Annotated in this window: 22 protein-coding genes; 9 read left to right on the top strand and 13 right to left on the bottom strand. The window is 70.8% G+C overall.

The window, feature by feature from the left end:
- Positions 1-4 precede the first annotated feature (4 nt).
- From BUB75_RS04860 to icmF, 6 genes are all read right to left on the bottom strand, one after another.
- Positions 5-1,237 (bottom strand): OmpA family protein, encoded by a 1,233-nt coding sequence (locus BUB75_RS04860; protein ID WP_073251780.1) that lies wholly within the window; start codon positions 1,235-1,237, stop codon positions 5-7.
- The gene (locus BUB75_RS04855) at positions 1,234-2,124 is read right to left on the bottom strand and encodes a hypothetical protein (protein ID WP_143175026.1); all 891 of its coding nucleotides are present in this window, start codon (positions 2,122-2,124) and stop codon (positions 1,234-1,236) included. Before BUB75_RS04855 ends, BUB75_RS04860 begins: the two co-directional genes overlap by 4 nt.
- A complete protein-coding gene (locus BUB75_RS04850) occupies positions 2,117-4,594 on the bottom strand; it encodes a hypothetical protein (RefSeq protein WP_073251776.1) in 2,478 nt (825 codons plus the stop codon). The genes BUB75_RS04855 and BUB75_RS04850 overlap by 8 nt, the downstream gene beginning before the upstream one ends.
- The gene (locus BUB75_RS04845) at positions 4,591-5,202 is read right to left on the bottom strand and encodes a TIR domain-containing protein (RefSeq protein ID WP_073251774.1); all 612 of its coding nucleotides are present in this window, start codon (positions 5,200-5,202) and stop codon (positions 4,591-4,593) included. Before BUB75_RS04845 ends, BUB75_RS04850 begins: the two co-directional genes overlap by 4 nt.
- Positions 5,203-5,369: 167 nt before the next feature.
- Positions 5,370-6,659, bottom strand: a complete 1,290-nt coding sequence (locus BUB75_RS04840; protein WP_073251772.1) for a helix-turn-helix domain-containing protein — start codon at positions 6,657-6,659, stop codon at positions 5,370-5,372.
- Positions 6,660-6,803: 144 nt separating this feature from the next.
- Positions 6,804-10,031, bottom strand: a complete 3,228-nt coding sequence (gene icmF / locus BUB75_RS04835) for a fused isobutyryl-CoA mutase/GTPase IcmF (protein ID WP_073251770.1) — start codon at positions 10,029-10,031, stop codon at positions 6,804-6,806.
- A gap of 97 nt (positions 10,032-10,128) precedes the next feature.
- Between icmF and BUB75_RS04830 the strand changes: the two genes are divergently transcribed.
- On the top strand, positions 10,129-11,835 hold the full coding sequence (locus BUB75_RS04830; RefSeq protein WP_073251768.1) for an Hsp70 family protein: 1,707 nt from the start codon (positions 10,129-10,131) through the stop codon (positions 11,833-11,835).
- Here the strand turns inward: BUB75_RS04830 and BUB75_RS04825 are convergent.
- Positions 11,805-12,581, bottom strand: a complete 777-nt coding sequence (locus BUB75_RS04825) for a helical backbone metal receptor (protein WP_073251766.1) — start codon at positions 12,579-12,581, stop codon at positions 11,805-11,807. The genes BUB75_RS04830 and BUB75_RS04825 overlap by 31 nt on opposite strands.
- A 59-nt stretch (positions 12,582-12,640) precedes the next feature.
- On the opposite strand from BUB75_RS04825, the gene BUB75_RS04820 reads away from it, so the two are divergent.
- The 4 genes from BUB75_RS04820 to BUB75_RS44850 all read left to right on the top strand — a co-directional run bounded on the left by BUB75_RS04820 (position 12,641) and on the right by BUB75_RS44850 (position 15,641).
- Positions 12,641-13,192, top strand: a complete 552-nt coding sequence (locus tag BUB75_RS04820) for a MarR family winged helix-turn-helix transcriptional regulator (RefSeq protein ID WP_073251763.1) — start codon at positions 12,641-12,643, stop codon at positions 13,190-13,192.
- 82 nt (positions 13,193-13,274) lie between these two features.
- On the top strand, positions 13,275-13,982 hold the full coding sequence (locus BUB75_RS04815; RefSeq protein ID WP_143175025.1) for a hypothetical protein: 708 nt from the start codon (positions 13,275-13,277) through the stop codon (positions 13,980-13,982).
- Positions 13,979-14,548 carry a hypothetical protein gene (locus tag BUB75_RS46085; protein ID WP_178379765.1) on the top strand — a complete coding sequence of 190 codons (570 nt, stop codon included), beginning with the start codon at positions 13,979-13,981 and terminating at the stop codon, positions 14,546-14,548. Before BUB75_RS04815 ends, BUB75_RS46085 begins: the two co-directional genes overlap by 4 nt.
- The gene (locus BUB75_RS44850) at positions 14,529-15,641 is read left to right on the top strand and encodes an MBL fold metallo-hydrolase (RefSeq protein WP_178379764.1); all 1,113 of its coding nucleotides are present in this window, start codon (positions 14,529-14,531) and stop codon (positions 15,639-15,641) included. Before BUB75_RS46085 ends, BUB75_RS44850 begins: the two co-directional genes overlap by 20 nt.
- Positions 15,642-15,646: 5 nt before the next feature.
- Here the strand turns inward: BUB75_RS44850 and BUB75_RS04805 are convergent, their stop codons facing one another.
- Positions 15,647-16,660 (bottom strand): 2-dehydropantoate 2-reductase, encoded by a 1,014-nt coding sequence (locus tag BUB75_RS04805; RefSeq protein ID WP_073251757.1) that lies wholly within the window; start codon positions 16,658-16,660, stop codon positions 15,647-15,649.
- A gap of 245 nt (positions 16,661-16,905) precedes the next feature.
- Here BUB75_RS04805 and BUB75_RS04800 point away from each other — a divergent pair, with 245 nt between their 5' ends.
- Positions 16,906-18,552, top strand: a complete 1,647-nt coding sequence (locus tag BUB75_RS04800) for an FAD-binding dehydrogenase (protein ID WP_073251755.1) — start codon at positions 16,906-16,908, stop codon at positions 18,550-18,552.
- Between the two features lie 70 nt (positions 18,553-18,622).
- Entirely contained in the window at positions 18,623-19,879 is a 1,257-nt protein-coding gene (ilvA, locus tag BUB75_RS04795; protein WP_073252815.1) for a threonine ammonia-lyase IlvA, read from the top strand.
- Here ilvA and BUB75_RS04790 read toward each other — a convergent pair.
- The gene (locus tag BUB75_RS04790) at positions 19,876-20,370 is read right to left on the bottom strand and encodes a quercetin 2,3-dioxygenase (protein WP_073251753.1); all 495 of its coding nucleotides are present in this window, start codon (positions 20,368-20,370) and stop codon (positions 19,876-19,878) included. The two genes, ilvA and BUB75_RS04790, sit on opposite strands and share 4 nt — an antisense overlap.
- Positions 20,371-20,430: 60 nt before the next feature.
- On the opposite strand from BUB75_RS04790, the gene BUB75_RS04785 reads away from it, so the two are divergent.
- Positions 20,431-21,066, top strand: a complete 636-nt coding sequence (locus BUB75_RS04785; RefSeq protein WP_073251751.1) for a TetR/AcrR family transcriptional regulator — start codon at positions 20,431-20,433, stop codon at positions 21,064-21,066.
- On the opposite strand, the gene BUB75_RS04780 is transcribed toward BUB75_RS04785, so the two are convergent.
- Genes BUB75_RS04780 through BUB75_RS04770 form a run of 3 tightly spaced genes read right to left on the bottom strand, consistent with a single transcriptional unit; the run spans position 21,063 to position 22,925 of the window.
- A complete protein-coding gene (locus BUB75_RS04780; protein WP_073251749.1) occupies positions 21,063-21,587 on the bottom strand; it encodes a CGNR zinc finger domain-containing protein in 525 nt (174 codons plus the stop codon). The two genes, BUB75_RS04785 and BUB75_RS04780, sit on opposite strands and share 4 nt — an antisense overlap.
- 4 nt (positions 21,588-21,591) lie before the next feature.
- Positions 21,592-22,464 (bottom strand): pyridoxamine 5'-phosphate oxidase family protein, encoded by an 873-nt coding sequence (locus BUB75_RS04775; protein WP_073251747.1) that lies wholly within the window; start codon positions 22,462-22,464, stop codon positions 21,592-21,594.
- A complete protein-coding gene (locus tag BUB75_RS04770; protein ID WP_073251745.1) occupies positions 22,464-22,925 on the bottom strand; it encodes a VOC family protein in 462 nt (153 codons plus the stop codon). The genes BUB75_RS04775 and BUB75_RS04770 overlap by 1 nt, the downstream gene beginning before the upstream one ends.
- A gap of 107 nt (positions 22,926-23,032) precedes the next feature.
- On the opposite strand from BUB75_RS04770, the gene BUB75_RS04765 reads away from it, so the two are divergent.
- Positions 23,033-23,770, top strand: a complete 738-nt coding sequence (locus BUB75_RS04765; RefSeq protein ID WP_073251743.1) for a glutamine amidotransferase — start codon at positions 23,033-23,035, stop codon at positions 23,768-23,770.
- Positions 23,771-23,797: 27 nt separating this feature from the next.
- Here BUB75_RS04765 and BUB75_RS04760 read toward each other — a convergent pair whose 3' ends face one another.
- Positions 23,798-24,886 (bottom strand): MFS transporter, encoded by a 1,089-nt coding sequence (locus tag BUB75_RS04760; RefSeq protein ID WP_084740218.1) that lies wholly within the window; start codon positions 24,884-24,886, stop codon positions 23,798-23,800.
- Positions 24,887-24,931 lie beyond the last annotated feature (45 nt).

The following is a 24,931-nucleotide window of genomic DNA, read 5'->3' as shown; positions in this document are numbered from 1 at the left end:
CCTCTCAGGAATTCCCCACGACGACGTCGACCCGCCGGAAGCACTCGTCCGCGCCGACCTGGCTTTCCAACACGGGATCCGGGCAGGAGCGGGTCGCCCCGGCGCCCCGGACCGCGACGACCGGCACCCCGAGCTCGGCCAGGAACGATCCGACCCGCTCCGCGCGGGCCCGGGATAATCGGAGCAGGTCCGGCGCGCTGCCGTACGGGGCGGCGTACCCGATGACCTCCACCCAGTCCGCCGTCCGGATCGACTCGGCCAGCTCCCGCAGGGCCCGCTCGCCTGCCGACCTGAGCACCGCGGAGTCGCCGTCGAACAGCGCCGCGCCGAGCAGCGGACGGACCGTGACCTTGCCGGCGAGCGGGACCACCACGTCGTCGACCGCGGCATCCGGCGACGGCGGCGGGTCGTCGTCCTCGGCGGCGATCGGCTGGGTGTCCACACCGCACCGGCGTGCGGTGCCCGCCCGCTCGCAGAGCGCCGTCCAGAGCCGCTTCAGCCAGTCCCGGCGCTGGCTGTCGGCGATCGGGTAACCGGTCCCGGAGTGCCCGACACCGATCAGCGAAACGTCCACTCCGGCCAGATCGCCCGGCCGGAGCGTCTTCTTCCGCACGCACCGGTCGACGATGCCGGTGACCTGGGCATCGGTCCACTGATCGAGCTTCGTCAGATCCGCGCAGCCGGTGGTCGGCAGCCCGTCGCTGAGCACCACCAGATGCTTGTCGCCCCCGCCCTCGCGGAGGCGGCCGGCTCCGATGCCGACCGCCTGCAGGATGTCGGAGCCTGCGCCCAGCGGCCGCGCGCCGAGCACCGGGTCGGCGTCCGCGAGCAGGCACCGGACACCCTCGGCGCGGCGGCTCTGCTGATTCGGGTCGTTGTTGACGTCCTTCTTCCAGTCGGTCGACCGGTCCGTCACGACCCAACCGAGGTTCGCCGCCGTCCCGCTGAAGCTCGCGACCGACACCGTGTCGCGGCGGCCGACGGCGTCCTCGATCGCCTTCTCCAGCGCCGCTCCGTAGTGCGGAGCCGAACCGCCGGTCGACCCCGCCCGCGTGATCGCGCCCCGGGTCGAGTTCGACACGTCCACCAGGATCACGGTCGCGCCGGGTGCCTCGGATTCCTGCTGCATCCAGCCGCACCGATCGGAGTCCGGCCGCTTCTGCAGGTCGCCGAGACCGCACCCGGCGACGCCGAGCACGAGCGCCACGCCGAGACCGGCGGCCCGCCACCGCCTCATTCGTCCGTTCCCTGGTTGAAGTCGGCGAGCATGAACGAGTAGGGACGCAGCCCCATCTGCTGACAGAACATCTCGTAGGCCTTGTCGTAGGCTCGGGCGAACTCGAACAGGCCGACCTGCTGGTGGTCACCCCGGGCGGCCCGCAGTACCTGGACGAGTTCGATGGCGCGCTCGCGCCGGGTCTCGGAGAGGTCGGTCGTGACCTCGGCGAACTGCTGATCGCTGAGGCTGGCAGCGAACGGCAGCAGGAACTGGCGCTGCCGAACCTCGGCCTCGTCCACCTCCGGGGTCCGGCTGCCGTCCCGGTTCGGCGCCGACATCCGGCCGTCGACCGATTCCGGAGCACCCTCGAACGTCCGCAGCGCGTTCAGCCAGGACTGCGTGCGCTCTTCGACCATGCGCGCCCGATCCAGCCCGAGGCGGTGTTCCTCACGCTGTTGGGCCTGCTCCAGCCGGTACTGCACGAGGTGTTCGCGCAGGCGGGGATCCATCAGCACCCGCACGGTGGGATCGCAGCGGATCGTGCGACCGTACGCGTCGTCGTAGCAGAGCCCCTGCGCGAACCTGTTGTTGACCGCGTGCTCGGCCGGTCCGGTGTCGCCGGGCTCGTACATGCGCGCGATCTCCCACGCCGCCATCCGGATCGTGGCCAGGGCCGTGTGGCTGCGCGCGTGGCTCAGGTTCTCCAGCTGGTGGAGCGAGTGCGTCGGGCTCGACCAGTGCAGACGGACGTAGAGGTGGAAGTCGAACACCTCGCCGCGCGCCGGGACCAGCATCGGCAACGTCGTCATCGGCGAATCGCAGACCGTATCCGGCGTGGTCTGCGCCGCCTCCCGCTTCGGGAACCACTGGCGCCACCACTGCAGAAATCCGCTCCGACTAGCCATCGAGCAGGTCCTCTCCGAACGAGGCGCCGCCGGCTCCTGGCCGCCGGAGCGCTGATCTGATGCGGTCGTAGATCGACGCTTCCGGGTGCCGCTCGGCCCACAGCGTCAGCCAGAAGCGCGCCCGCGCGTCCAACGGGTGGTCGAGGATGTCGACGGCCAGCGCTTCGATCCCGGCGGCGTCCTCCGGCCGCCGTTCGGCCGACCGGAGCCACTGCCGGAACTGGTCCCACGCGCGCCGCGACGTCCGTTCGTCGGCCAGCGCCCGACGCCAGAGCCGGATCACCGTGTCGCGGCGGTCCGAGAGCCCGCGCACCAGCGGCGATCGGCTGTTCTCCCCCGCCGCCAACCGGGTGAGCTGGAGCATCGCCCGGACCGCGTGGTCGCGGAGCGTCGGTTCGCCCGACCGGATCCACTCGGTCAGCGCGTCCAGCACCTGCGTCGGCGCGCCCGCGTCCGACAGCTGCACCATCGCCAGCGCGATCGAGCTCCAGTCCGCCAGCGCCCGACGGGTCCCGAGGTCCGCCAGCGCGCGGATGGCCTCGGCCGGGTCGGCGACGCCGGTGACGCTGCCGTACGCGCGGGCCGCGCTGTCCTGCAGCTGAGCCTTCGGGCTCAGCGCCCAGTCTCTGACCTGCCGACGGACGCGCGCAGCCAGGAACCCGCTGCGGTGGGCGATGTCCAGCGCGTCCGCGGCGGCGGCCCGGGTGAATGCCGGCCCCTCGGCCCAACCCCTGAGGAGCTGGCCGTACACCTCGTCGAAGTCGAACCGCGCGAGCAGGCCGGCGGTCTGCGCCGCACGCACCCGCACCCGCACCTGGGGGTGGAGCGCGAGGATCTGGAGCCAGTCCAGCAGCGGGCCGCGCAGCGTGTGGTAGTCGTGCCACGCGACGTCCAGAATGGAGACGACGAGGTCGCCGTCGACGAGCTGCGCGCGCCGAGGCCCGTCGGTGCCGTTCACTGCGGCCTCGTCGACCGCGGACATGCCGGTGCCGAGCAGCTCGCGGACCTTGCCGTCGACGATGAGCCTGGGCACTTCGGCCAGCCGCACCCGGTTGGGTGCCTGCTGGGTGACGGCCGCCATCAGCCAGTCCCCCGCCGAGAACACGTCGCTGAATGGGTGACCGTGGAACACCGCGTACGCGATGCGGAACACCTGCCTGCGCAGCAGCAGCCGCTCCTCCTTCTCGGAGGGGCCGCTGGAGGCCGCGAGGAGTTCCTCGGCGCGGGTGCGCAGGCGGTCCTTCCAGCTGCCGAGCAGCCCCGGTACCTCGGCGTCCGCGGTGTGCACGTGATCGGCCAGCACCGCGGCCAGCCCGGCCACCTCGTCCAGCGAGCGGGCGATCCGGAGGTAACGATCGACCTCCGGAACCGCGCACCGGGCGTCAACGATCGCGCCGAGCCGCTCGTCGGTGCAGTCCTCGCGGTCGCACGCGCTGCGGTGCTTCGTCAGCTGGTACGCCAGGTTGCGCCGGAGGACCGCGGCCGGGTCCGGCCGCCCGTGCGGACGGCAGAACTCACGCGGATAGGCATCCCCGGACGTCGGCGTCGGCGGCGCGACGACCACCACGAACGCGCTCTTCTGGTAGGCCTCCTCGGCGAGCGCCGCCCACTGGCCGTCGGTCGGCGAGCGCCCCAGCAAGTCGACGACGAGCCGGTCGTCCTTCTCGATCGGCGTCGCCCCCGACTCGGGCCCGCCGTTCCGGCCGATCACGTCACCGAGTTCGTCCGGCTCGGTCTCCAGGCGCCCGAGCCATCCGCTCTGCGGAGCCCGGCTGAGCAGGTAGACCGCGGTCGCGTGGCGACCGGTTCCCGATGGTCCGGAGAGGATCACCAGACGCCGCCGGACGAGCGTGTCGGCCATCTGGTCGATCCCGTCGACCGCGACGTACGTCTCCCGGCAGGCGTCCCGCGCGGCGTCGCGGATCCGCGCCCGGCTGACCCGGATCCGCCGGTCCCCGACCGTCACGTGCTGGGTGAAGTGCTCGAAGTAGAACGCCTTGCCGTCCGGGCCGGATGCGGACGCGGAGCGGTCGAACACCTGCTCGCGGCCGAACTTGCGGGCCTTCTCCTCGGCGGAGTACTCGTCGAACTGGGTGTTGTTCTGCGCGTCCTCGGACGGCGGCCGCGGACGGCCGGTGCCGTCTCCCGCCGGCGGATCTGCGGGTTTGGGCGCCTCCAGCTCGAGCGGGCGCCCACCCCGGGCGACGGACGGGCGACGATCTCCCTTCTCCTCGGGCGCTCGCCGACCGTTCGGCCGAGCCGTGGCCGGGCCCGCCGGATCGGCACCGCTGCCCCCCTCGTGCAGCGGTGCCTGACCCGTCTGCCCCGCCGGCGCCGGGGCGATTTTCGCGTGGCCGGCCCCCGGCGCTTCCGGTGCCTCCGGCTCAGCCCGGGGCTCCGGGGCCTGCGGGGACGCCGGGTCGTCGGCCGACCGGTCGTTCTGGTCGGTGTGCTCGTTCTGGACGCTCACTCCCGATCGGCCCGATCCGGTGCGTTCTCGTAGTACGCGGCCGAGGCGCGGTCACCGTTGGCGACCGCTGTCCGGTGATATCGGGTGGTGGCGTGCGACTCGTCCCGGCGTGCCTGCCGCGGACCCGGCGCCGTGTCGTACGGCCCGCCGCGCAGGATCTGCCGGATCTTGGCCACCAGCTCGTCCAGGTCCTGCCGGTACGAGCGCACCCGCAGATGGGTGTACTGGCGATCGGTGAGGGCCGCGATGTCTGCGGGTAGCGCGTCCGGATGCGGAAGTGACCCGCCGTCGAGCAGCACCGGGATCACCGGGACGCCGCGGAGGAGCGACTGCTGGATCTCCATCCGGACGAAGTCCTCGGGCCGGTCGATCAGCCGGATTCCACGCTCGTCGTCCCGGTCGAGCCAGCGCGGCCCGATCAGCACCAGAAAGACGTCGCACGTATGGAGCCGGAGGTTGAGTTCCGGACGGAAATCCTTCCCTATTTCCAGGGCCCGGCTGTCCCAGAACACCTCCGAGACCCCGAACTCCCGAGTGAATACGCAATCCAGAAGACAGGACGCGTAGGAGGCGTCTTCGGTGCGGTAGTTGACGAAAATTCCGGACACCCGGACTACCTCCTGCGAACAACGCGGCGATGGGCGAACCCCACACTGCGGCGCGCGAGGGCGGCTGAAAAGTCGTTTCCCGGGTCCGTTTCGGGAAACAGCCGGATATTCAGCGGCCTCCACCGAAAGGCCTACCAGCCACCTACTCAGGAAAGCTGAGTCGCGATTCAGACAATTCGGCTCTCGAGTGCGGCGGCGAGGTGCGGAATGAGCGGCCGGACATCCCGATGACTACGCCAGCGGCGAAGCGTCGAAGCCAATTCTCGCAAATCCGCCCTGACCGTCGCGGAGTCGACGACTCGGACCACACCGAGCATCGGCCCGATCACCGCGCACGCTTCGTCCAATCGCTGCCGACTCGCCAGCGCGAGGGCGAGCCGCGCGGCGCACCGGGCGCGCATTCGCTGCGCGTGGTCGGGCATGTTCTCGAGTTCCCTGGTCAGCAACTCGATGCTCGCCTCGTCCTGGCCGAGGTCGTGCAGGCTCCACCCGGTGGCGAACGCGATCGGATCGGCCAGGGATCCGCTCCCGAACAGCCGATCGCCGTTGCTCTGCGCCTTCGCGGCGAACGACGCGGCGCGGTCCAGCGCGCGCCGGCACCCCAACTCGTCGCCGTCCAGCGCCCTGCCCTGGGCCTCCCGCTGCGCGGCGAGGCAGGCCACGTAGGGGTCGGACGTCTCGCGTTGGGCCTTCTCCGCGAGGTCGATCGTCGAGATCGAATCCCGGCGGTACAGCGCGAGCTCGGCCTGCCGCACCAGCGCGTACGCCTCCAACTCGTGGTCCTCGCCGGAGCGGGACAGGCTCACCGCGTACCGGGTCCACCAGAGCGCGGCGCCCTCGTCGCCGTTCTCCTGCGCCATCCAGCCGGTGTACTCGGCGTAGCGCGCGGCCAGCCGCACGACGTCGACGCGGTGCGTGGAGGGGGAGCCGCCCGCGACCTCGCGCAGTACGTAGAGCCCGGATACCAGGAGTGGGATCAGCGCCGACGGATGGGCGCCGTGCCCCAACATTCGAAGGTTATCGAGTATCTGCTGAAACGCCGGAAGTGCGGCGAGTCGTGCGGCACCGGGATCGACCGGGGGCGCGATTCGCCACGTGAGAAGGCTCGCCGCTCCGCCCGCCAAGAGCGACCGTCGATTGAGGGATTGAAATGTTCCGCGACCATCGTCGCCCAGCTCCATGAGCCACACCTCGCCTGGTTGATCATCGTGCGGCGCGGCGGCGGTTCTACCTGGGCGAGAAACCAACCGAGCGAGCTCTCCCCCGGCGTCGAGAACGTGGTCGCAACGTCTGGCCAAGGCGATACTGGGCGCCTTGGATCCTCTTTCGACCTTGCTCAAATGTCCTTTGCTGTAACACGCGATCCGACTCAGTTGCTCCAGGGACCAGCCGACTGCCGTGCGCCGGCGCCGCAGTTCAGCACCGAACGCTAACAGTTCCGCCGACTCATCCACCATTCGTCACCACCGAGTTGTCGGGGGTCAATTCTCGCGAGGCGTGGGAAACACGCTAGTCGGCAATGGCGTATTCCCGCTGCCTCCGAACGGCGGCCATCCATAAAGGATGATGGGGCGCGAGTGACGGAGGTGACTATTGTCGCGTCAGACGTTGCGGCGGTACTCGCCCCCGACTTCGAAGAACGCCTCGGTGATCTGGCCCAGGCTGCACACCCGGGCGGCGTCCATCAGCACCGCGAACACGTTCTCGCCCGCGATCGCCGCGTCCTTCAGGCGCGCCAGCGCCTCCCGGGCCTCGGCCTGATGCGCGGACTGGAACGCCCGCACGCGCTCGACCTGGGAGCGCTTCTCGTCCTCGGTGGCGCGGGCCAGCTCGATCGGCCCGGTCTCGTCCGCGCCGTCCGGGGGCAGGAACGTGTTGACGCCGATCAGCGGCAGCGACCCGTCGTGCTTGCGCTGCTCGTAGAGCATCGACTCGTCCTGGATCCGGCCGCGCTGGTAACCGGTCTCCATCGCGCCGAGCACGCCGCCGCGCTCGGAGATCCGGTCGAACTCGGCGAGCACGGCCTCCTCGACCAGGTCGGTCAGCTCGTCGACGACGTACGAGCCCTGCAGCGGGTTCTCGTTGAGCGCGAGGCCCCACTCGCGGTTGATGATCAGCTGAATCGCCAGCGCCCGGCGCACCGACGCCTCGGTCGGCGTGGTCACCGCCTCGTCGTAGGCGTTGGTGTGCAGGCTGTTGCAGTTGTCGTAGATCGCGGTGAGCGCCTGCAGCGTCGTCCGGATGTCGTTGAACTGCATTTCTTGGGCGTGCAGCGACCGGCCGGACGTCTGCACGTGGTACTTGAGCTTCTGGCTGCGGTCATTGGCGCCGTAGCGCTCCTTCATCGCGATCGCCCAGATCCGCCGGGCGACCCGTCCGAGCACCGTGTACTCGGCGTCCATGCCGTTGGAGAAGAAGAACGAGAGGTTCGGCGCGAAGTCGTCGATGTCCATCCCGCGCGCCAGGTACGACTCCACATAGGTGAACCCGTTGGCCAGCGTGAACGCGAGCTGGCTGATCGGATTGGCCCCGGCCTCCGCGATGTGGTAGCCGGAGATGCTCACCGAGTAGAAGTTGCGAACCTGGTTCTGGATGAACCATTCCTGGATGTCGGCCATCATCTTCAGGCTGAACTCGGTGGAGAACAGACAGGTGTTCTGCCCCTGGTCCTCCTTGAGGATGTCGGCCTGGACCGTTCCCCGAACCGCACGGAGAGCTTCGGCGGGATCCCCACCCTTCGCCAGCTCCTGGTCGATCACCGTGTTGAGGAAGAACGCGAGGATCGTGGGCGCCGGGCCGTTGATCGTCATGCTCACCGACGTCGTGGGAGCCGTGAGGTCGAAGCCCGCGTACAGCGCCTTCATGTCGTCCAGCGTGGCGATCGAGACGCCGGACGTGCCGATCTTGCCGTAGACGTCCGGCGGGGTGTCCGGGTCGCGGCCGTAGAGCGTCACCGAGTCGAACGCGGTGGACAGGCGGGTGGCGCTCTCGCCGGCGCTCAGGTACTTGAAGCGACGGTTGGTGCGGAACGCGTCGCCCTCGCCGGCGAACATGCGGGCCGGGTCCTCGCCCTCGCGCTTGAACGGGAACACGCCCGCGGTGAACGGGTAACGGCCGGGGAGGTTCTCCTCGCGGAGGAAGCGGAGCAGCTCGCCGTCGTCGACGTAGCGCGGCAGCGCGACGCGGGGGACCTTGGTGCCGGACAGCGTCTCTTTGCGGAGTGCGGTGTGCAGTTCGCGGTTACGGACGTGCACCACGAGCTCGTCGCCGGAGTACTGCTCGACGACCTGCGGCCACTCGCGCAGCAGCACCTCGGCGCCGTGGTCGACGGTGGCGTCGTCGATCAGTTTCTGCAGGGCGTCGGTCGGCGCTCCGGCCGATTCGAGCGCGGCCCGCGCCGCGGTGAGGTGCGCCCGCTGCCGGACGGCGGCGACCTGGTCGGCGGTGGTGCGGTGGTAGGCCCGGATGCCTTCGGCGATCTCCGCGAGGTAGCGCACCCGGGTCGGCGGGACGACCGTCGACGCGGACGTCGAGGTCTTGCCGTCGACGGCGGGGAGGACGCCCTCGGTGACCGGGAGGCCGTGGCCGGCGAGTTCGTCACGGAGGAGCTGGTAGAGCGCGGTGACGCCGTCGTCGTTGAACGTCGCGGCGCTGGTGCCGTATACCGGCATGTCACTCCACTGCGCGCCGAACGCCTCGCGGTTGCGCACCAGCTGGCGGGCGACGTCGCGGCGGGCGTCGTCGGCTCCGCGTCGTTCGAACTTGTTGATCGCGACCGCGTCGGCGTAGTCGAGCATGTCGATCTTCTCGAGCTGGGACGCGGCGCCGAACTCCGGCGTCATCACGTAGAGCGAGAAGTCGACGAACGGGACGATCGCCGCGTCGCCCTGGCCGATGCCGGGCGTCTCGACGATCACCAGGTCGAATCCGGACGCCCGGCAGATGTCGATCGCGCTCGCCAGGCCGTCCGGGAGTTCCCCTCCGGCGCGACGGGTGGCGAGCGAACGGAAGAACACCGCGTCACCGTCGAGGCCGCTCATCCGGATGCGGTCGCCGAGCAGCGCACCGCCGCCCCGGCGGCGGGTCGGGTCGACGGCGAGCACCGCGATCCGGAGCTTGTCCTGCTGGTCGAGCCGGAACCGGCGGACCAGTTCGTCGGTGAGCGAGGACTTCCCGGACCCACCGGTGCCGGTGATGCCGAGCACCGGCACGGCACGGGCCTTCGCTCGGGTTTCGACCTCCGCGCGCAGGTCGTCCGGCAGCGCGCCGGCCTCGGCCATCGTGATCGCCCGCGCCACCGCGTGCGTGTGGCCGGTGAACAGCCCGTCCAGCGCGGCGGCCTGGTCGATCGCGGGGGCCGCGCTGTCCGCGGCGGGCGAGGCCACGGTCGCGGTGGCGAGGTCGTAGTCGCAGGCCGCGATCATCGAGTTGATCATCGCGGCGAGCCCCATGCGCTGCCCGTCGGCGGGCGAGAAGATCCGCGCCACCCCGCGTCCGTGCAGGAGCTCGATCTCCTCCGGGACGATCACGCCCCCACCGCCGCCGAACACCTTGATGTGCCCGGCGCCCCGCTCGTTCAGCAGCTCGACCAGGTAGCTGAAGTACTCGACGTGCCCGCCCTGGTAGGCGCTGATCGCCACACCCTGGACGTCCTCCTCGATCGCGGCGGTCACGACCTCCCGCACCGACCGGTTGTGCCCGAGGTGGATCACCTCCGCGCCCTGGGACTGCAGGATCCGCCGCATGATGTTGATCGCCGCGTCGTGGCCGTCGAACAGGCTGGACGCGGTGACGAAGCGGACCGGGTGTGCCGGTGCGTGCAGTGCCATGAGCTGACCCCGTCCCGAGGCGGAGATACTTTGACTTCCTACTATCTGACTCCCGAGGGTTCTTGTCCAGTCAGAGCGGCCCCCTATCCTGTGCGCCATGACGCGCCGGGCCCGCCTCGGGATCGACTTCGGCACCGCCCACACCGTCGCGGTGCTGCGGCGCTCCGGACGTGAACCACGCCTCCTGCTGTTCGACGGCTCACCGCTGCTCCCCTCGGCCGTGCACGCCGGCCCGGACGGCCGGCTATTGACCGGACGCGACGCGCAGCACGCCGGTCTGACCGCTCCCGGAGCGTTCGAGCCGCACCCGAAACGCTGCGTCGACGACCGGACCGTGCTGCTCGGCGACCACGAGATCGCGGTGTCCGACCTGATCGCCGCGGTGCTGCGCCGCGTCGCCGACGAGGCCGCGCAAGCGCTCGGCGAGCCTCCGGACGAGGCCGTGCTGACATACCCCGCGGCGTGGGCGAACACTCGCCGCGGGACGCTGCTGACCGCCGCGTCCGAGGTCCTGCCGAACGTCCGCCTGCTGCCCGAGCCGGTCGCCGCCGCGCACCATTTCGCGGAGGCGACGGCCACGCTCGCGCCCGGCGAGTCCGCGCTGGTCTACGACTTCGGCGCGGGAACGTTCGACGCGTCGGTCGTGCGGCGCACCCCGACCGGCTACGAGGTGCTGGCCAGTGAGGGCTTACCCGACTGCGGTGGGCTCGACGTGGACGCCGCGATCATCGCGAACCTGGGAACGGTCGCAATCGGGCAGGACGCGACGCTCTGGGCGCGGCTCACGTCCCCCGAGACGACGTCCGACCAGCGGTACCGCCGCCAGCTCTGGGACAACGTCCGGACCGCCAAGGAAGTGCTGTCCCGGGCCACCTCGACGTACGTCCACCTGCCGCTGTTCGACCGGGACGAGGTCCTCGGGCGGGAGCAGTTCGAGGCGCTGGTGGCACCGATCGTCGAACGGACGCTGACCGCCTGCCGGGCCGCACTGCGCACCGCCGACGTGTCGCCCACCGCGATCTACCTGACTGGCGGCTCGAGCCGCATCCCGGCCGTGGCCACCGCACTCCACCAGCGGTTCGACGTCGTCCCGACGCTCGTCGACCAGCCGGAGATCGCGGTCGCCGAAGGCGCGGTGACCGCCGACGAGAGCGCCGGGCCGGTGGCGTCTCCCGCTCCGCCGACGCCGCCCGCCGATCGTTCCGGCCGCCCGGCACGTCGCCGCCTGGCCGTATTCGGTGCGGCCGCCGTGGTGCTCTCCGTACTGGCCGTGGCCGGCCTGGCCCGGATCGGCGACGACGACCGCGACGCGAAGGCCGCCCCGACGCCGTCCGCGAGCACGTCCATCCGCCCGGTGACGGCGAACAGCCCGACGCCGAGCTACGCCCCCGGCGTCGATCCGTGCCTGGTCGGCTCCTGGCGGCGGGTGCAGGCCACCGTGACCGTGAAGATCGACGGCGTAGACGTCGTCCTCCGCGGCACCGCAGGCCGCACGCTGAAATACGGTCCGGACGGCGTCCTCACCGTGACGTACGACGATCCGCCGCTGCGTGGTACCTACCGCGGCAACGAGTGGGTGTACCGGCTGAGCGGCCGCTCGACGCTGCGGTATCGGACGGCGAACGGCACGCTGTTCGGAACCACGCAGAGCGTCAACGGGCGGTGGTCGCTGTACCGCGACGGCGTCTACAACAACGGCGGTGCGCTCCAACTGAACCCGGAGCCGGACCGGTACGCCTGCATCGGCGACACGCTCACCAGCGGCGGCGACTTCTACTCCGACGAGTTCGTCCGGGTGCGCTGAGCGTCGATCGTGGCGCGCAGGCGGGTGCGTGCGCCGTCGAGGCTCGGGCCGTACCAGGTCAGCGAGCGGCCGTCGACGCAGGCGAACGGCATCCCGCCGAACGCCTCCGGGCCGTCGTCCGGAGTGAACGCGTACGGCTCGTCGGGCAGCAGAACCAGGTCGACCGGCGCCAGCGCGTCCGGGTCGAACCGCGGATAGCGCTCCGGGCTGTCACCGAGCACGTTCCGGAACCCCAGCCGCTCGACCAGGTCACCCGCGAACGTGTCGGAGCCCAGCGCCATCCACGGCCGCCGCCAGATCGGCACGATCACCCGTTCCCGCGGCGGGGCGGCCCCGCGCCACTCGTCCGCGGCCCGGTCCAGCCACGCCGGACGGGATACTCCGAGGAGCGCCAGCACCCGCTCCAGCGATTCGATCGCGGCCGGGACCGTCCGGATGTCGGTCACGTACACCGGGACGCCGGCCGCGCGCAGCGCATCCAGGTCCGGTGCGCGGTTCTCCTCCTGGTTCGCCAGCACGACGTCGGGCCGGAGCGCGATCACGGCGTCGACGTTCGGGTTCTTGGTACCGCCGATGCGGGGCACGTCCAGGTCCGCGGGGTGCGAACACCAGTCGGTGACACCGGCCAGCAGGTCCCGGCGGCTCGCCGCGACGGTCTCGGTGAGCGACGGCACCAGGCTGACCACCCGGCGCACCTCGTCCGGCACCGTCACGGTCAGTCCGAGGTCGTCCACCGATGTCGCCATGGTCACGACGATAGGCACGGTCGCGCCCGGCCCGCGGCGACCCCGTTACCCTGCAAGCCATGGCCGCTCCGAGCTCCTTGCCGTTCGACCCGGTCGAGGAGGCCGCCCGTAAGTGGAGCGCCCGCTGGGACGACGCGGACGCGATGGCGGTCGCGACCTCGATCATGCGAGTTCAACAGCTGCTGCTCGGGCGGATCGAGGCCGCGTTGCGTCCGCTGCAGTTGACGTTCGCGCGGTACGAGGCCCTGGTGCTGCTGTGCTTCAGCCGGAACGGCAGCCTCCCGATGAGCAAGATGGGCCAGCGGCTGATGGTCCACCCGACGAGCATCACGAACATCGTCGACCGGTTGCAGGCGCAGCAGTTCATCCGGCGAGAGCCGCACCCCACCGACCGCCGCACGACGCTGGTGGCGATCACCGACGCCGGCCGCGAGGTCACCGAACGGGCGACCGAGGCGCTGGTCGGCGTGCGGTTCGCGCTCGAGGCGCTGGACCCGGAGCAGATGAAGTCGCTCTACGACCTGCTCCGCGACGTCCGCCTCCACGCCGGCGACTTCCCCGCCGAAGACGCCGCCCGCACCTGGCCCAATGCTTTCCACAACGCGGAGTAACTCCTGGTCTCCGGAATGGCTCGCTCGGTAGGCTGGCCGGCCAGATCATGTGTGTGGGCACGAGATCGAGATGAGGAGGCCGATGCCGCTCCCACGGATCGCCGTCGACAACGCGGCAATAGTGGTCAAAGGCGCCTTCAACCCGGCTATTTTCTCGCCGCTCTGGCTGCAAAACGTGGGGCTCATCGGCGAGACCGAGTTCGAAGCGGCCGTCCTGGACGGAATCAGCCGCGACTTTGCCATCTTCTCGGTCGACTGGTTGAACCTCCAAGTGCTTCCCGACAGCATCCAACTGCGCACTGAGGTCGCCGAAGAGACCGAGCGAATGAGAGACGTCGCTATCGGAATTCTTCGCGCACTCCCCCACACTCCGCTGTCCGCACTGGGAATCAACCGCATCGCTCACTTCGACGCCGAGAACGAAGAGCGGTGGCATGCCATCGGCGATCGGCTCGCCCCCAAAAAGGTCTGGTCCTCCGCATTGAAATTTCCCGCAACACGGTCGGTCTCCATCATCGGAGGCCGCGCCGGCAATTACGGCGGATCCGTCACGGTCACAGTTGAGCCATCTACGGTGATACCCTACGGAGTGTTTGTCGCCATCAATGACCATTACGACTTCACCCGGGTCGACGACCCTCCGATGTCCCGCGCCGACGTTACCCTACCGCAGAATGTGGAACCTCGTACCGGTATGGCTTCGATCGCCATCGAGATTCTGAACGACCGCTGGTCGCCGAGCCGCGCAGAGTCCGACCGGATCATCCAGTTGGTCGGAGAATCCGGATGAACAACATCGATACGACCTCCACCGGAGGCCTCAACGACAACCTCCATCCCGGAGAGACGACCCAACGCGACAGGCCGAGGCCGTACTCCCTCGGGCTTCGCCGCCGACCGACGCTGCCACGAGCGCTGTCTCCGACGGCACGCAACACTCCAGCGCGGCTCGTGTCCGGCGCCGAGCACCCGCTCGGTGATCCCACGAGCACGATCGACGGCGAATCCCACGCCCACGTCGGCACCTCACGCGTCGTCGGGCTCGCGAAATGGAACGGCAGGGTGCTCGAGGTCGGTGACCAATTCTTCATCGCAGAGCTGACGCCTATCGACGACGAAGAGCCGACGGTCACCGCGGAGTTCGACCTCGACCTGCTCGACGCTGCCGACTCCGATGCCCTGTCGCCTGGCACGCTGTTCTACCTCACGGTTCGAACGGTCAGCGACCGTGGACGACGCGAGCGGACGTCGAGCATACGCGTCCGACGTTTCGGGCGTTGGACCGAAGCGGAAGCCAGTGCAGTCAAGAACGACGCCGAGAGGCTACGCGACGATCTTGCCGACCTCTGGGAGTAAAGCGCCGGCCCCCGACGAGCTCGAAGTTTCCATCTTCGGGCCGGGCAAGGGAGAGTCGATCCTGGTTCATCTGGGCGATGGCCAGTGGATGATCGTCGATTCGTGCAGAGATCAGTTCGACGGCCGAATTCCGCCTTTGGACTATCTGCGAAACATCGGGGTGGACCCCGGGAACTCTGTACAGCTGATCGTTGGCACCCATGCGCACGACGACCATATCGCAGGAATGGCTGCCGTCGTCGAGGCCTGCCCATCCGCATCGCTCGTGTGTTCGGCCGCTGTCAGCAGCGAAGAGTTTTATGCTCTCGCCGCGACAGACAAACGCGTTGAAGAGATCGTTCGCGTGGGGGTTTACAAGGAATACCGGCGGATATTCGATATCGTGCGGGCGCGTGGACGGACGAAAGGGCAACGACGGCCACTGGTCAGGGCTACCGAGCAGTTGCCGTTGCTCTCGATACCGGTGGGGAACGACCGTGCCAGTGTCCTCGCGCTTTCTCCCTCCCAAGAAGCGATAACACGATCGCTGCAAAAGTTGGCGAACGGGGCACTAGTCATCGGACAAACTCCCCGGCCGCCGGCCGCTGATCCTAACGAGTTGGCAGTAGCCCTCTGGATCGAGGTCGGTGACCGCTGCGTTCTTCTCGGCGCCGACTTACTCAACGGCCCAGCGGCCTGCGGGTGGCAAGCGGTGCTCGACTGGCACCGGCCGCCGACCAAGGCCGAGGTGATCAAGGTTCCCCATCACGGAGCGCCGAACGCTCACTGGCGGCAAGTGTGGACGGACTTGGTCGTGCCCGGTCCTCTCGCGCTGATGACTCCGTATCGAGGTGGCGCCACCAAACGCCCGGCACCGTCCGACATCGTCAGGCTGCTGGATCTCGCTCCGCGCTCGTATATCACCGCATCGCCGCGAAAAGTTCCCAGGCCACGTGGCGTGCGATCCACCGCGGCTCTGATCAACCAACTGGGGAAGAACGTCCAAGACCCGTGGGGTAGAAGCGGGCAGGTGCGTGCTAGAACGCCCATCAGCGACAACGCCTGGTCGGTAACCCATGTCCCGCCGGCATCGGAGCTCGCGGTCTACCGCTGACGCCGTCAGCGGGCCGCGGCCGAGAGTCGCGCGTAGAGCTCGTCGCCGGTGAATGACGGGGGTGGGCCGTGCTCGGCGGCATGGATGAGGTCGACGACGGCCTGGTTGACCGGTGCCCGCACGCCGGCACGCTGCGCCAGTCGCACCACCGCACCGTTGAGGTGATCCACCTCGGTACGGCGACCGGCCGCGAGGTCCTCCCGCATCGAGGACCGCGCCTCCGGATCGATCCGCAGCATCGCGCCCGCCAACCGGGTGAACACCGCGTCCGGCACGCGCAACAGCGTCGGCAGGACGTGCGGCGGCACCTTCGTGACCCGCGCGGGCTGGATGCCCGCGGCGCGCAGCACCCGCAGCGCCTCGGCGACGAGCAGCGCGAGCGACTGCCGGTAGGCGCGGCGGGACAGTTCCGCCCGTAGCGGCACACCGGACAGCGCGTTCACCGCGTTGTTGAGGTTGAGCAGGAGTTTGCCCCACTGCACCGGCACGAAGTCGGCCCGCAACGTCACCGGCAACCCGGCGGCCGCGAACACCGGCAGCCAGGGGTCGAGCACCGAGGTCCGGGCCGCCATCAGCCCACCCTCGCTGGCGCGATGGAGCCGGCCCGGTTCCGGGTTGGCGACGTTGAACGGCACCATGCCGGCCACCACGTCGTAGCCCGGCAGGAGCGTCTGGAGCACGTCGAGGTTGCCGACGCCGTTCTGCAGGCTCAGCACGACCGGCCGCTGCGGTGCGTTCGCCGCGACGATCTCCGCCGCGGCGGCGGTGTCCGCGCTCTTCACGGTCACCAGCACCAGCCCGGCGTCGGACAGCGCGGTCGGGTCGAGGGAGTACTCCAGCGTGCCCGCCGGGACCTCCGTCCGGCCGCCGTCGAGGTCGGTGAGCACCAGCGTCGACTCGGTGTACGGGCGCATCCGCGCGCGACCGACGAGGCTCACGTCGGCCCCGGCGGCGTGCAGTGCACCGCCGATGTAGAGGCCGATCAGGCCCGCGCCCAGCACCGCGATCCGCTCCGGCACGCCGACCCTCCTTCCGCGCTGCTCGCGCCCGATTGTGCGAAGTGTGGACCGCACCGGGTGCCGAAACGGCAAATATCCCGCATGCTGGACGCCCCCTTGGCACCTGATGACAACACGTACCCGCTGTGAGCAGTGCCGGTTCATAACAGGGTGACAACTGCCCTGCGCTGACTCCGCACAAGATCGTTGACCTGCGCCCTCCGCGCGCGCAGGGTGAGCCAAACTGTGGCGCGAGGGAGCGTGAGATGGACGCAGATGTCATCGTCGTCGGCGGAGGGCTGGCCGGGCTGGTCGCCGCCGCGGAGGTGGCCGACGCCGGCCGGTCGGTGATCCTGCTGGACCAGGAGCCGGAGGCGTCACTCGGTGGCCAGGCGTTCTGGTCGTTCGGCGGACTGTTCCTCGTCGACTCGCCGGAGCAGCGGCGGATGGGCATCCGCGACTCCCACGAGCTGGCGTGGCAGGACTGGCTCGGCACCGCGGGCTTCGACCGGCACGAGGACGAGGATCTGTGGGCCCGCCGCTGGGCCGAGGCGTACGTCGACTTCGCGTCCGGCGAGAAGCGGGCCTGGCTGCGTGAGCAGGGCATCGGCCTTTTCCCGCTGGTGAACTGGGCCGAGCGCGGAGGCTACGACGCGACCGGCCACGGCAACTCGGTGCCGCGCTTCCACCTCACCTGGGGCACCGGGCCGGGCGTCATCGCGCCGTTCGTCCGGCGGGTGCGGGCCTCGAGCCGGGTCACGCTGCGGTTCCGCCACCGGGTCGACCTGCTGCTCACCGACGACGGGTCGGTCACCGGCGTGGCCGGCAGCATCCTCGCCCCCAGCGACGTCCGCCGCGGCGAGCCGAGCAGCCGCGAGGTGGTCGGCGACTTCGCGCTGCGCGCGCAGACCGTGATCGTCACCGCGGGCGGCATCGGCGGCAACCACGACCTGGTGCGGCAGAACTGGCCCGCCCGGCTCGGAGAACCGCCGAAGAGCATGCTGACCGGGGTCCCGGCGCACGTGGACGGTCGGATGGTCGGCATCACCGAGTCGGCGGGCGGCCGGGTCGTCAACCGGGACCGGATGTGGCACTACACCGAGGGCATCACGAACTGGGACCCGATCTGGCCCGGCCACGGCATCCGGATCCTGCCCGGCCCGTCGTCGCTCTGGCTCGACGCCACCGGCAAGCGCCTGCCGGTCCCGCTGTTCCCCGGCTTCGACACGCTCGGCACGCTCACCCACCTCGCGCGGAGCGGACACGACCACAGCTGGTTCCTGCTCACACAGAAGATCATCGAGAAGGAGTTCGCGCTGTCGGGCTCCGAGCAGAACCCGGACCTGACCGGCAAGGACGTCCGGCTCCTGCTGCAGCGGGTCCGGCCGGGCGCGCCGGCGCCGGTGGAGGCGTTCAAGCGGCACGGCGTCGACTTCGTCGTCGCCGACCGGCTCCCGGAGCTGGTGGCCGGCATGAACAAGCTCACCGACACCCCACTGCTGGACGCCGCCGACATCGAGCGTCAGGTGCTGGCGCGCGACCGCGAGATGGCCAACCCGTTCACCAAGGACCTGCAGATCACCGCGCTGCGCGGGGCCCGTGCATACCGCGGCGACCGGCTGATCCGGGTGGCGTCGCCGCACCGTCTGCTCGACCCGAGCGCCGGTCCGCTGATCGCGGTCAAGCTGCACATCCTCACCCGCAAGACGCTCGGCGGGCTGCAGACCGACCTGTCGTCGCGGGTGCTCGGTACCGACGGCACACCGGTGCCCGGCCTGTATGCCGCGGGCGAGATCGCGGGCTTCGGCGGCGGCGGTATGCACGGGTACCGGGCGCTGGAGGGCACGTTCCTCGGCGGCTGCCTGTTCTCCGGCCGCGTCGCCGGCCGCGCCGCCGCCGAGGCCACGGGCTGAGACCACCCCGAGCGCCACGGGCTGGGACCACCGTGGGGCGGGTCGGCGGCCGCCGCGTCGACGAGGAAGAATCGATCCCGTGACGAGAGTTGACGCGGAGGCCGTCGAGGCGGCCGCCGTCCGGTTGGGTTCCGTCGTTTCCCGGACGCCGTTGGAGCGCAACGCCCGATTGTCGGCGCGGGTCGGCGCCTCGGTCTGGCTGAAGCGCGAGGACCTCCAGGTCGTGCGCTCGTACAAGGTGCGCGGCGCGTACAACCTGATCGCGCAGCTCGACCGGGCGAGCCGGGCGCGCGGTGTGGTCTGCGCCAGCGCCGGTAACCACGGACAGGGCCTGGCGTACGCGTGCGCCGCGCTCGGCGTCCGCGGAAAAGTTTTTGTACCTCGGCCGACCCCGCGGCAGAAGCGGGACCGGATCGCCGCGCTCGGCGGCGAAGCCGTCGAGCTGATCGTCGCCGGCGACAGTTACGACGAGGCGGCCGCGGCCGCCGCCGAGGACGCCGCCCGCACCGGCGCGACGCTGGCGCCCGCGTTCGACGATCCGCGGACGATCGCCGGGCAGGGCACCGTGCTCAAGGAAGCGTTCGAGCAGCTCGACGAGGCACCGGACACCGTCGTGATCCCGGTGGGCGGTGGCGGGCTGCTCGCCGGGTCGCTGGCCTGGCTGCGGGAGCGCTACCCGTCGGTGCGGGTGATCGGGGTCGAGCCGGCGGGCGCTGCCGGAATGGCGGCGGCGCTGGCGGCCGGTGGGCCGGTGCCGCTGCACGACCTGGACGGTTTCGTCGACGGCGCCGCCGTGCGGCGGGTCGGCGACGTCACGTATCCGCTGGTCGCGGAACTCGGCGCGGAGCTGGTGCGGGTGGCCGAGGGCCAGGTGTGCGTCGAGATGCTGGAGTTGTACCAGTCCGACGGGATCATCGCCGAGCCCGCGGGTGCGCTCGCGCCCAGCGTGCTCGGCACCGTGGTCGACATCGAACCCGAGTCGTCGGTGCTCTGCGTGCTCTCCGGTGGCAACAACGACGTCAGCCGGTACGCGGAGGTCGTCGAGCGGGCGCTGGTGCACGAGGGACGCAAGCACTACTTCCTGGTCGAGTTCCCGCAGGAGCCCGGTGCGCTGCGGCGGTTCCTCGACGAGGTGCTCGGCCCGGACGACGACATCACGCTGTTCGAATACGTCAAGCGCAACAACCGGGAGACCGGGCCGGCACTGGTCGGCATCGAGCTGGGGCGGCCGGAGGACCTGGAGCCGCTGCTCAAGCGGATGGACGAGGCCCCGCCGCGGATCGAGCGCGTCGAGACCGACAGCCCGCTGTTCCGCTTCTTGCTCTAAGCGGTCAGCGTCGTACTCCAGGCGGTCAGCGGCGGGCCGAGGATCTCGTGCCCGTACCGGCCGCTCGCCTCGGCCAGCCGCGGCACGTCGGGCGCCGAGGGCTCGGGCAGACCGGGGCCCTCGGGCTCACGGCCGAGTTCGGCCACGAACCGCTCGAACCCCGCCGGGCTGGTGATCTGCAGACCGCGCACCGGCCCGTCGGCCACCACGAACCCGTGCGGCACCCCCCGCGGCAGGAACACGAAGTCGCCGGGGCCCACCGTCCAGCGGTCGTCCCCGCACTGCACGTCGATCGCGCCTTCGAACAGGTAGAACGCCTCGTCCTCGGTGTTGTGCTGGTGCAGCGGCGGACCGAATCCCGCGGGCGCCGACCACTCGATCAACGCGAACGCGCCGCCGGTCTGCTCGGCGGCGGCCTTCACGACCATCCGGGTGTCGAGGAACCACCACTGCGGACCGTCGGCCGGTGTTTTGACGTAGCCGAAGCTCATCGTCGGGTCTCCTTCGTTAGAGTCAACTCTAGTGAAACTGGCTAGAGTAGGCTCTAGCGAATGAGCGAGGTTGTCAAGACCAATCGGCGGACGGAGCAAGCCCGGGCCACGCGGCGGCGCATCTTGACCGAGGCCAGGGAGCTCTTCGTCCGGCAGGGATATGCGGCGACGACGCTCACCGAGATCGCGGCAGCAGCCGGGGTCGCGGTTCAGACCCTGTACTTCCACTTCGGGAACAAGGCGACGGTCCTCAAGGAGATCCTCGACGTGCTGGCCGTCGGTGACGACGCGCCGGTCGCGCTGCTCGACCGCGAGCCGTCCCGCAATGCCCTCGACGCGCCGGACGGCCCGACCATGCTGGCGCTCTGGGTGCGCTCCGGCCGGGAGATCCTCGGCCGGATCACGCCGGTCATGACGATCGTCCGGGAGGCGATGGGGACCGATCCGGACCTCGCAGCGCAGTGGCGGACCAACGCGGAGCAGCGCGTGATCGCCCACCGGATGCTGACCGACGCGCTGGCCGCACAAGACGCGCTACGGCCGGGGCTCACCGTCGAGCGAGCCACCGACCTCGTCTATTCGCTGCTCAGCCCGGAGCTGTACGCGCTGCTGACGGTCGAACGCGGCTGGACGCCGGACGAATGGGAGGAGTGGGCCACCGAGACTCTCCGCTCGGCGATCCTGCGCACCCGCTAGCCCGCGGTCTTCCGGGTGTAGTGGCGGCGGGCCTTCGCGCGGTTGCCGCAGGCGTCCATCGAGCACCAGCGGCGCGCGTTGCGGGCGGTCGCGTCGACGAAGTGCAGCACGCACTCCGAGTTCGCGCACTTGCGGATCCGCCCGCCCCGCTGGTCGAGCAGATCGAGGTAGACGCGCAGGGCCGTCCACGCCGGCAACCACGCCGGATCCGGCACGACCGCCTCCCGGATCGGTCCCTCGGCGCCGAGCCGCAGCCGGAGGTGCCCGGCCGCCAGCAGCTCGGAGACCGCCCGCGACGCGGCCTCGTCGCCGGGTGCGGCGACGTGCGCGGCGATCGCGTCGCGGGCTCGCTTCAGGCCGTCGATCACCGCCGGGCCGGGATCGCTCGGCAGCCCCCATGCCGCCAGCCACGCCGCTACCTCGACCCGGTCGTCGAGCAGGTCGTACCGCTCACCGCCGGCGATCCAGCGGGTGTTGAGCAGGTCTATCGGCAGGGGTTCACCGAGCAGCGGACGTTGCACGGGCTCAGTTTCGCACCGCCGGATTGAACCGGCTGTACTCCGGCGCGCCCCAGCGCAGCGGGCTCGCGGCCGGCCGCTCGACGACCGCTTCGACCCTGAAGTCCACCGAACGGGTGGCGCCCGCGTCCCAGTCGACGTCCGCGGTGCCGGACAGGTGCAGCAGCGTGCCGGTCGACCAGTCCGGAACCAGCAGTCCGGCGCGCCGGTCGAGCTGCAGGTTGCCGAACGTGAGGTACATGCCGTTGCCGAGGTAGTCCGGCCACCGCAGGTGGTTCTCGTCGAGCACCTCGACGAAGCCCGGAGCGCCGCCCCGGTGGCTGGCGTCAGTGTCACCGTCGGGGTGGCGGGTCGCGAGAAAGAACGTGTCCGCCCGGCGGATCGCCGCGATCTGGGCGTCGTCCAGCGACCGCCCACGGCGGGCCGCGCCGGGCGGCTGGTCATCCGCGCGCTGGTAGTCGCGAGCTTGGATGTACTTCGGACAGTTCGAGACGACCTGGTCCAGCGAGAGCCGCAGCCCGTTGCCGAGTGGTGCGGTGGTGCCGTTGAGCCGGACGCGACGGCGCGAGGAGGGCTCGATCGCGATGCCGCCGACGGTGGTCGGGCGGTGCAGCACGGCGGCGAGCGGGTCGTCCGGCGCGGGCGTGGCGAGGACGTCGACCGTCCGCTCGTCGACGGCGCGGAGGAACCCCGGGCCGCCGGTGAGCATCGTCGCCCACACCGCTCCGGCGTCGTCCGTGCCGCCGAGGACGAGGAACGGCTGGTCGGCGAGGAACGCCGCAGCGACCGGCGGCAGCTCCGCCCGCAGGGCCCGGGCGGTGCGCTCGGGCTCTCCGGCCAGCCGCTGGGCGGCCAGCTCACCCTCGTGCCACGCCGACATCAGAAGAAGCCGCAGGTCGGCGCGGCCGCGGTGGGCGCCGGGGCGTTCTCGGCACCGGTGGGCGCGAAGATCTCCAGCCGGGTGCCGTCCGGGTCGAGGAAGAAGATCCCGCCGCTGCGGGCACCCTCGCCGTGTGCGACGACGCCGTCGTGGACGAACTCGGCGCCGCGTGCTCGGACGCGAGCCTCCGCCGCCGCGACCGCCTCCGCGTCCGTGACCTGGAACGACAGGTGGTGCAGGCCCGGCAGACCCGGGTCGAACCGGCCGTCGCTCTGCTGCCAGAGCGTGAGCACGAGCGTGCCGTCCACGCCGAGGAACGCGTACTCGCGGCCGGGGCTGACCGACGTGCCGACCACGTCCAGCCCCAGCACCTCGACGTAGAAGTCGCGGGACCGGGCGAGGTCGGTGACGTTGAGTCCGACGTGGCCGGTGGTGAGGCCGGCCAACGGTGCCGTCGTCATGGGGCGCTCGCTTTCTAACCTGTTGAATGACTCTAACAGGTTAGAAAGCGCGGCGCGCGCACGTCAAGGGCCCCGTCGAAACGGCGCGGGACCCGTAGGGTGGCCCGGTGAAGCCGTTCCTGCTGCTGGCCACCCGCGCCGAGGACGCCGCTGCCGACGAGGAGTACGCGGCGTTCTTGCGTTTCTCCGGCCTCGACGAGCGATCTCTGGTTCGCCACCGCCTCGAACGCACCCCCCTCGGCCGGGTCGACCTCGACGACTGGTCGGGCATCCTGCTCGGCGGGGGCCCGTTCAACGTCTCCGATCCGGACGAGACGAAGACCCCGGTGCAGAAGCGGGTCGAAGCCGAGCTCAGCGCGCTGATCGCGCGCATCGTCGATGCGGACTTCCCGTTCCTGGGCGCCTGTTACGGCATCGGGACGCTCGGCGGCCACCAGGGCGCGGTGGTGGACCGCACGTACAGCGAGCCGGTGGGCGCCGTCGAGATCACGATCGTCGAACCGGACCCGCTGTTCCGGGACGTGCCGACGACGTTCGAGGCGTTCGTCGGCCACAAGGAGGCGATCAGCGTGCTGCCGCCGCACGCGGTCCTGCTGGCGAGTTCGCCGGGCTGCCCGGTGCAGGCGTTCCGGATCGGGCGGCACGTCTACGCCACCCAGTTCCACCCCGAGCTGGACGCCGACGGCCTGTGCACCCGCGTCGACGTCTACAAGTACGCGGGCTACTTCAAGCCCGAGGAGGCCGACGAGATCAAAGCGCTCGCCTACCGCAGCGACGTCCGGCACCCGCCTGCCGTGCTGCGCGCGTTCGTCGAGCAGCACGCCCGCGCGCGGGTCAGCCCATGAGCGCCGATGCTCACCCTTTGCTGCAGATCATTTTTCCCGGGCAGCCGGCGGTAGCCAGCGGGCGATCGGGAGCGCGAGGACGGGCAGCACCGCTACGGCGGTGAGGACGAAGAGCGGCACGAGCCCGGACGCCACCCCGAACACCGCGAACACTCCGATCGCGACGGCCTCCTCCCCGACCGCGGACACCGACGTCACAGTTGCGCGCGGCCCGGTGAGCGTCTCCTGCAGCCGGGCTCCGGCGACGACGATCGCGCAGGCCAGCAGCCCGAAGCCGACCGCGATCCCGAGGAACCCGACCGGGTGGCGGAGCAGCGCGCCGGCCGCGAACGCCACCGCACCGACGGTGGCCACCACGGCGAGCCACCGTGGCGACAGCGCACCGAACCGGCCACCGACCTCGGCACCGATCGCATAACCGGCCGCCGGTGCCAGCAGGAGCAGCGGCAGCACGGCCGGCGAGAGGTGGTGGTCGCCGGCGAGCAGCGGGAAGTACTCCTCGATCGCGGTGACGCCGGACAGGACGACGACCACCAGCACGATCCGCCCGACGGCCCGGTTCCGGACCGCTTCGGTGACGCCGGCCCGTAGCGTCGAGAAGTAGTTCGGCTCGGTCTCGGCGTCGGTCGGAACCGACCGTGGCAGGCGAGACGCGACCACGGCCGCGACCAGGCAGACGGCAACGGAGGTCCAGCCCGCCGCCGCGTAGCCACCGCCGAGCGCGATCAGCGGTGTGGCGAGCGCGGTCCCCGCGAGGGCCCCGACCGCGGCGAGCGCCTCGGCTCGGCCGACGATTCGCGCGTACCGGTCGGCGGCGCCGCGGGCGTCCAGTTCCTCGTAGAGCATCGCCTGCCAGGTACCGGACGACGCCGCGCCGCTCGCGCCCCACAGCGCGAACCCGAGCGCAAAACCGGCGAACGTCGGCCACACCAGCCAGGAGGCGAACCCCGCGGCCCGGACCACCTGGGCAGCGATCAGCAGGTGCCGACGGGGAATCCGGTCGGCGAGCGCGCCGGACGGCACCTCGAGCACGAAGCCAACGAGCGACCACAGGCCGAACAGCACGCTGATCTGCCCGCCGGACATCCCGGCGTCCACGAACAGCAGCGGATACACCGGGTAGAGCGGGATCAGCTCGTCGACGAACGCCAGAATCTGGAC

It is taken from the genome of Cryptosporangium aurantiacum (genome assembly GCF_900143005.1).
GTDB lineage: Bacteria > Actinomycetota > Actinomycetes > Mycobacteriales > Cryptosporangiaceae > Cryptosporangium > Cryptosporangium aurantiacum.
The sequence above is the reverse complement of the archived record's forward strand: the minus strand, read 5'-3'. Positions and strand labels throughout refer to the sequence as shown.

What these genes read in the sequence shown, in the direction of transcription:
- BUB75_RS04860 (WP_073251780.1), bottom strand. Translation starts at nt 1,237, where the DNA reads ATGAGGCGGTGGCGGGCCGCCGGTCTCGGCGTGGCGCTCGTGCTCGGC.
- BUB75_RS04855 (WP_143175026.1), bottom strand. Translation starts at nt 2,124, where the DNA reads ATGGCTAGTCGGAGCGGATTTCTGCAGTGGTGGCGCCAGTGGTTCCCG.
- BUB75_RS04840 (WP_073251772.1), bottom strand. Translation starts at nt 6,659, where the DNA reads ATGGTGGATGAGTCGGCGGAACTGTTAGCGTTCGGTGCTGAACTGCGG.
- icmF (WP_073251770.1), bottom strand. Translation starts at nt 10,031, where the DNA reads ATGGCACTGCACGCACCGGCACACCCGGTCCGCTTCGTCACCGCGTCC.
- BUB75_RS04830 (WP_073251768.1), top strand. Translation starts at nt 10,129, where the DNA reads ATGACGCGCCGGGCCCGCCTCGGGATCGACTTCGGCACCGCCCACACC.
- BUB75_RS04825 (WP_073251766.1), bottom strand. Translation starts at nt 12,581, where the DNA reads ATGGCGACATCGGTGGACGACCTCGGACTGACCGTGACGGTGCCGGAC.
- BUB75_RS04820 (WP_073251763.1), top strand. Translation starts at nt 12,641, where the DNA reads ATGGCCGCTCCGAGCTCCTTGCCGTTCGACCCGGTCGAGGAGGCCGCC.
- BUB75_RS04815 (WP_143175025.1), top strand. Translation starts at nt 13,275, where the DNA reads ATGCCGCTCCCACGGATCGCCGTCGACAACGCGGCAATAGTGGTCAAA.
- BUB75_RS46085 (WP_178379765.1), top strand. Translation starts at nt 13,979, where the DNA reads ATGAACAACATCGATACGACCTCCACCGGAGGCCTCAACGACAACCTC.
- BUB75_RS04800 (WP_073251755.1), top strand. Translation starts at nt 16,906, where the DNA reads ATGGACGCAGATGTCATCGTCGTCGGCGGAGGGCTGGCCGGGCTGGTC.
- BUB75_RS04790 (WP_073251753.1), bottom strand. Translation starts at nt 20,370, where the DNA reads ATGAGCTTCGGCTACGTCAAAACACCGGCCGACGGTCCGCAGTGGTGG.
- BUB75_RS04785 (WP_073251751.1), top strand. Translation starts at nt 20,431, where the DNA reads ATGAGCGAGGTTGTCAAGACCAATCGGCGGACGGAGCAAGCCCGGGCC.
- BUB75_RS04775 (WP_073251747.1), bottom strand. Translation starts at nt 22,464, where the DNA reads ATGTCGGCGTGGCACGAGGGTGAGCTGGCCGCCCAGCGGCTGGCCGGA.
- BUB75_RS04770 (WP_073251745.1), bottom strand. Translation starts at nt 22,925, where the DNA reads ATGACGACGGCACCGTTGGCCGGCCTCACCACCGGCCACGTCGGACTC.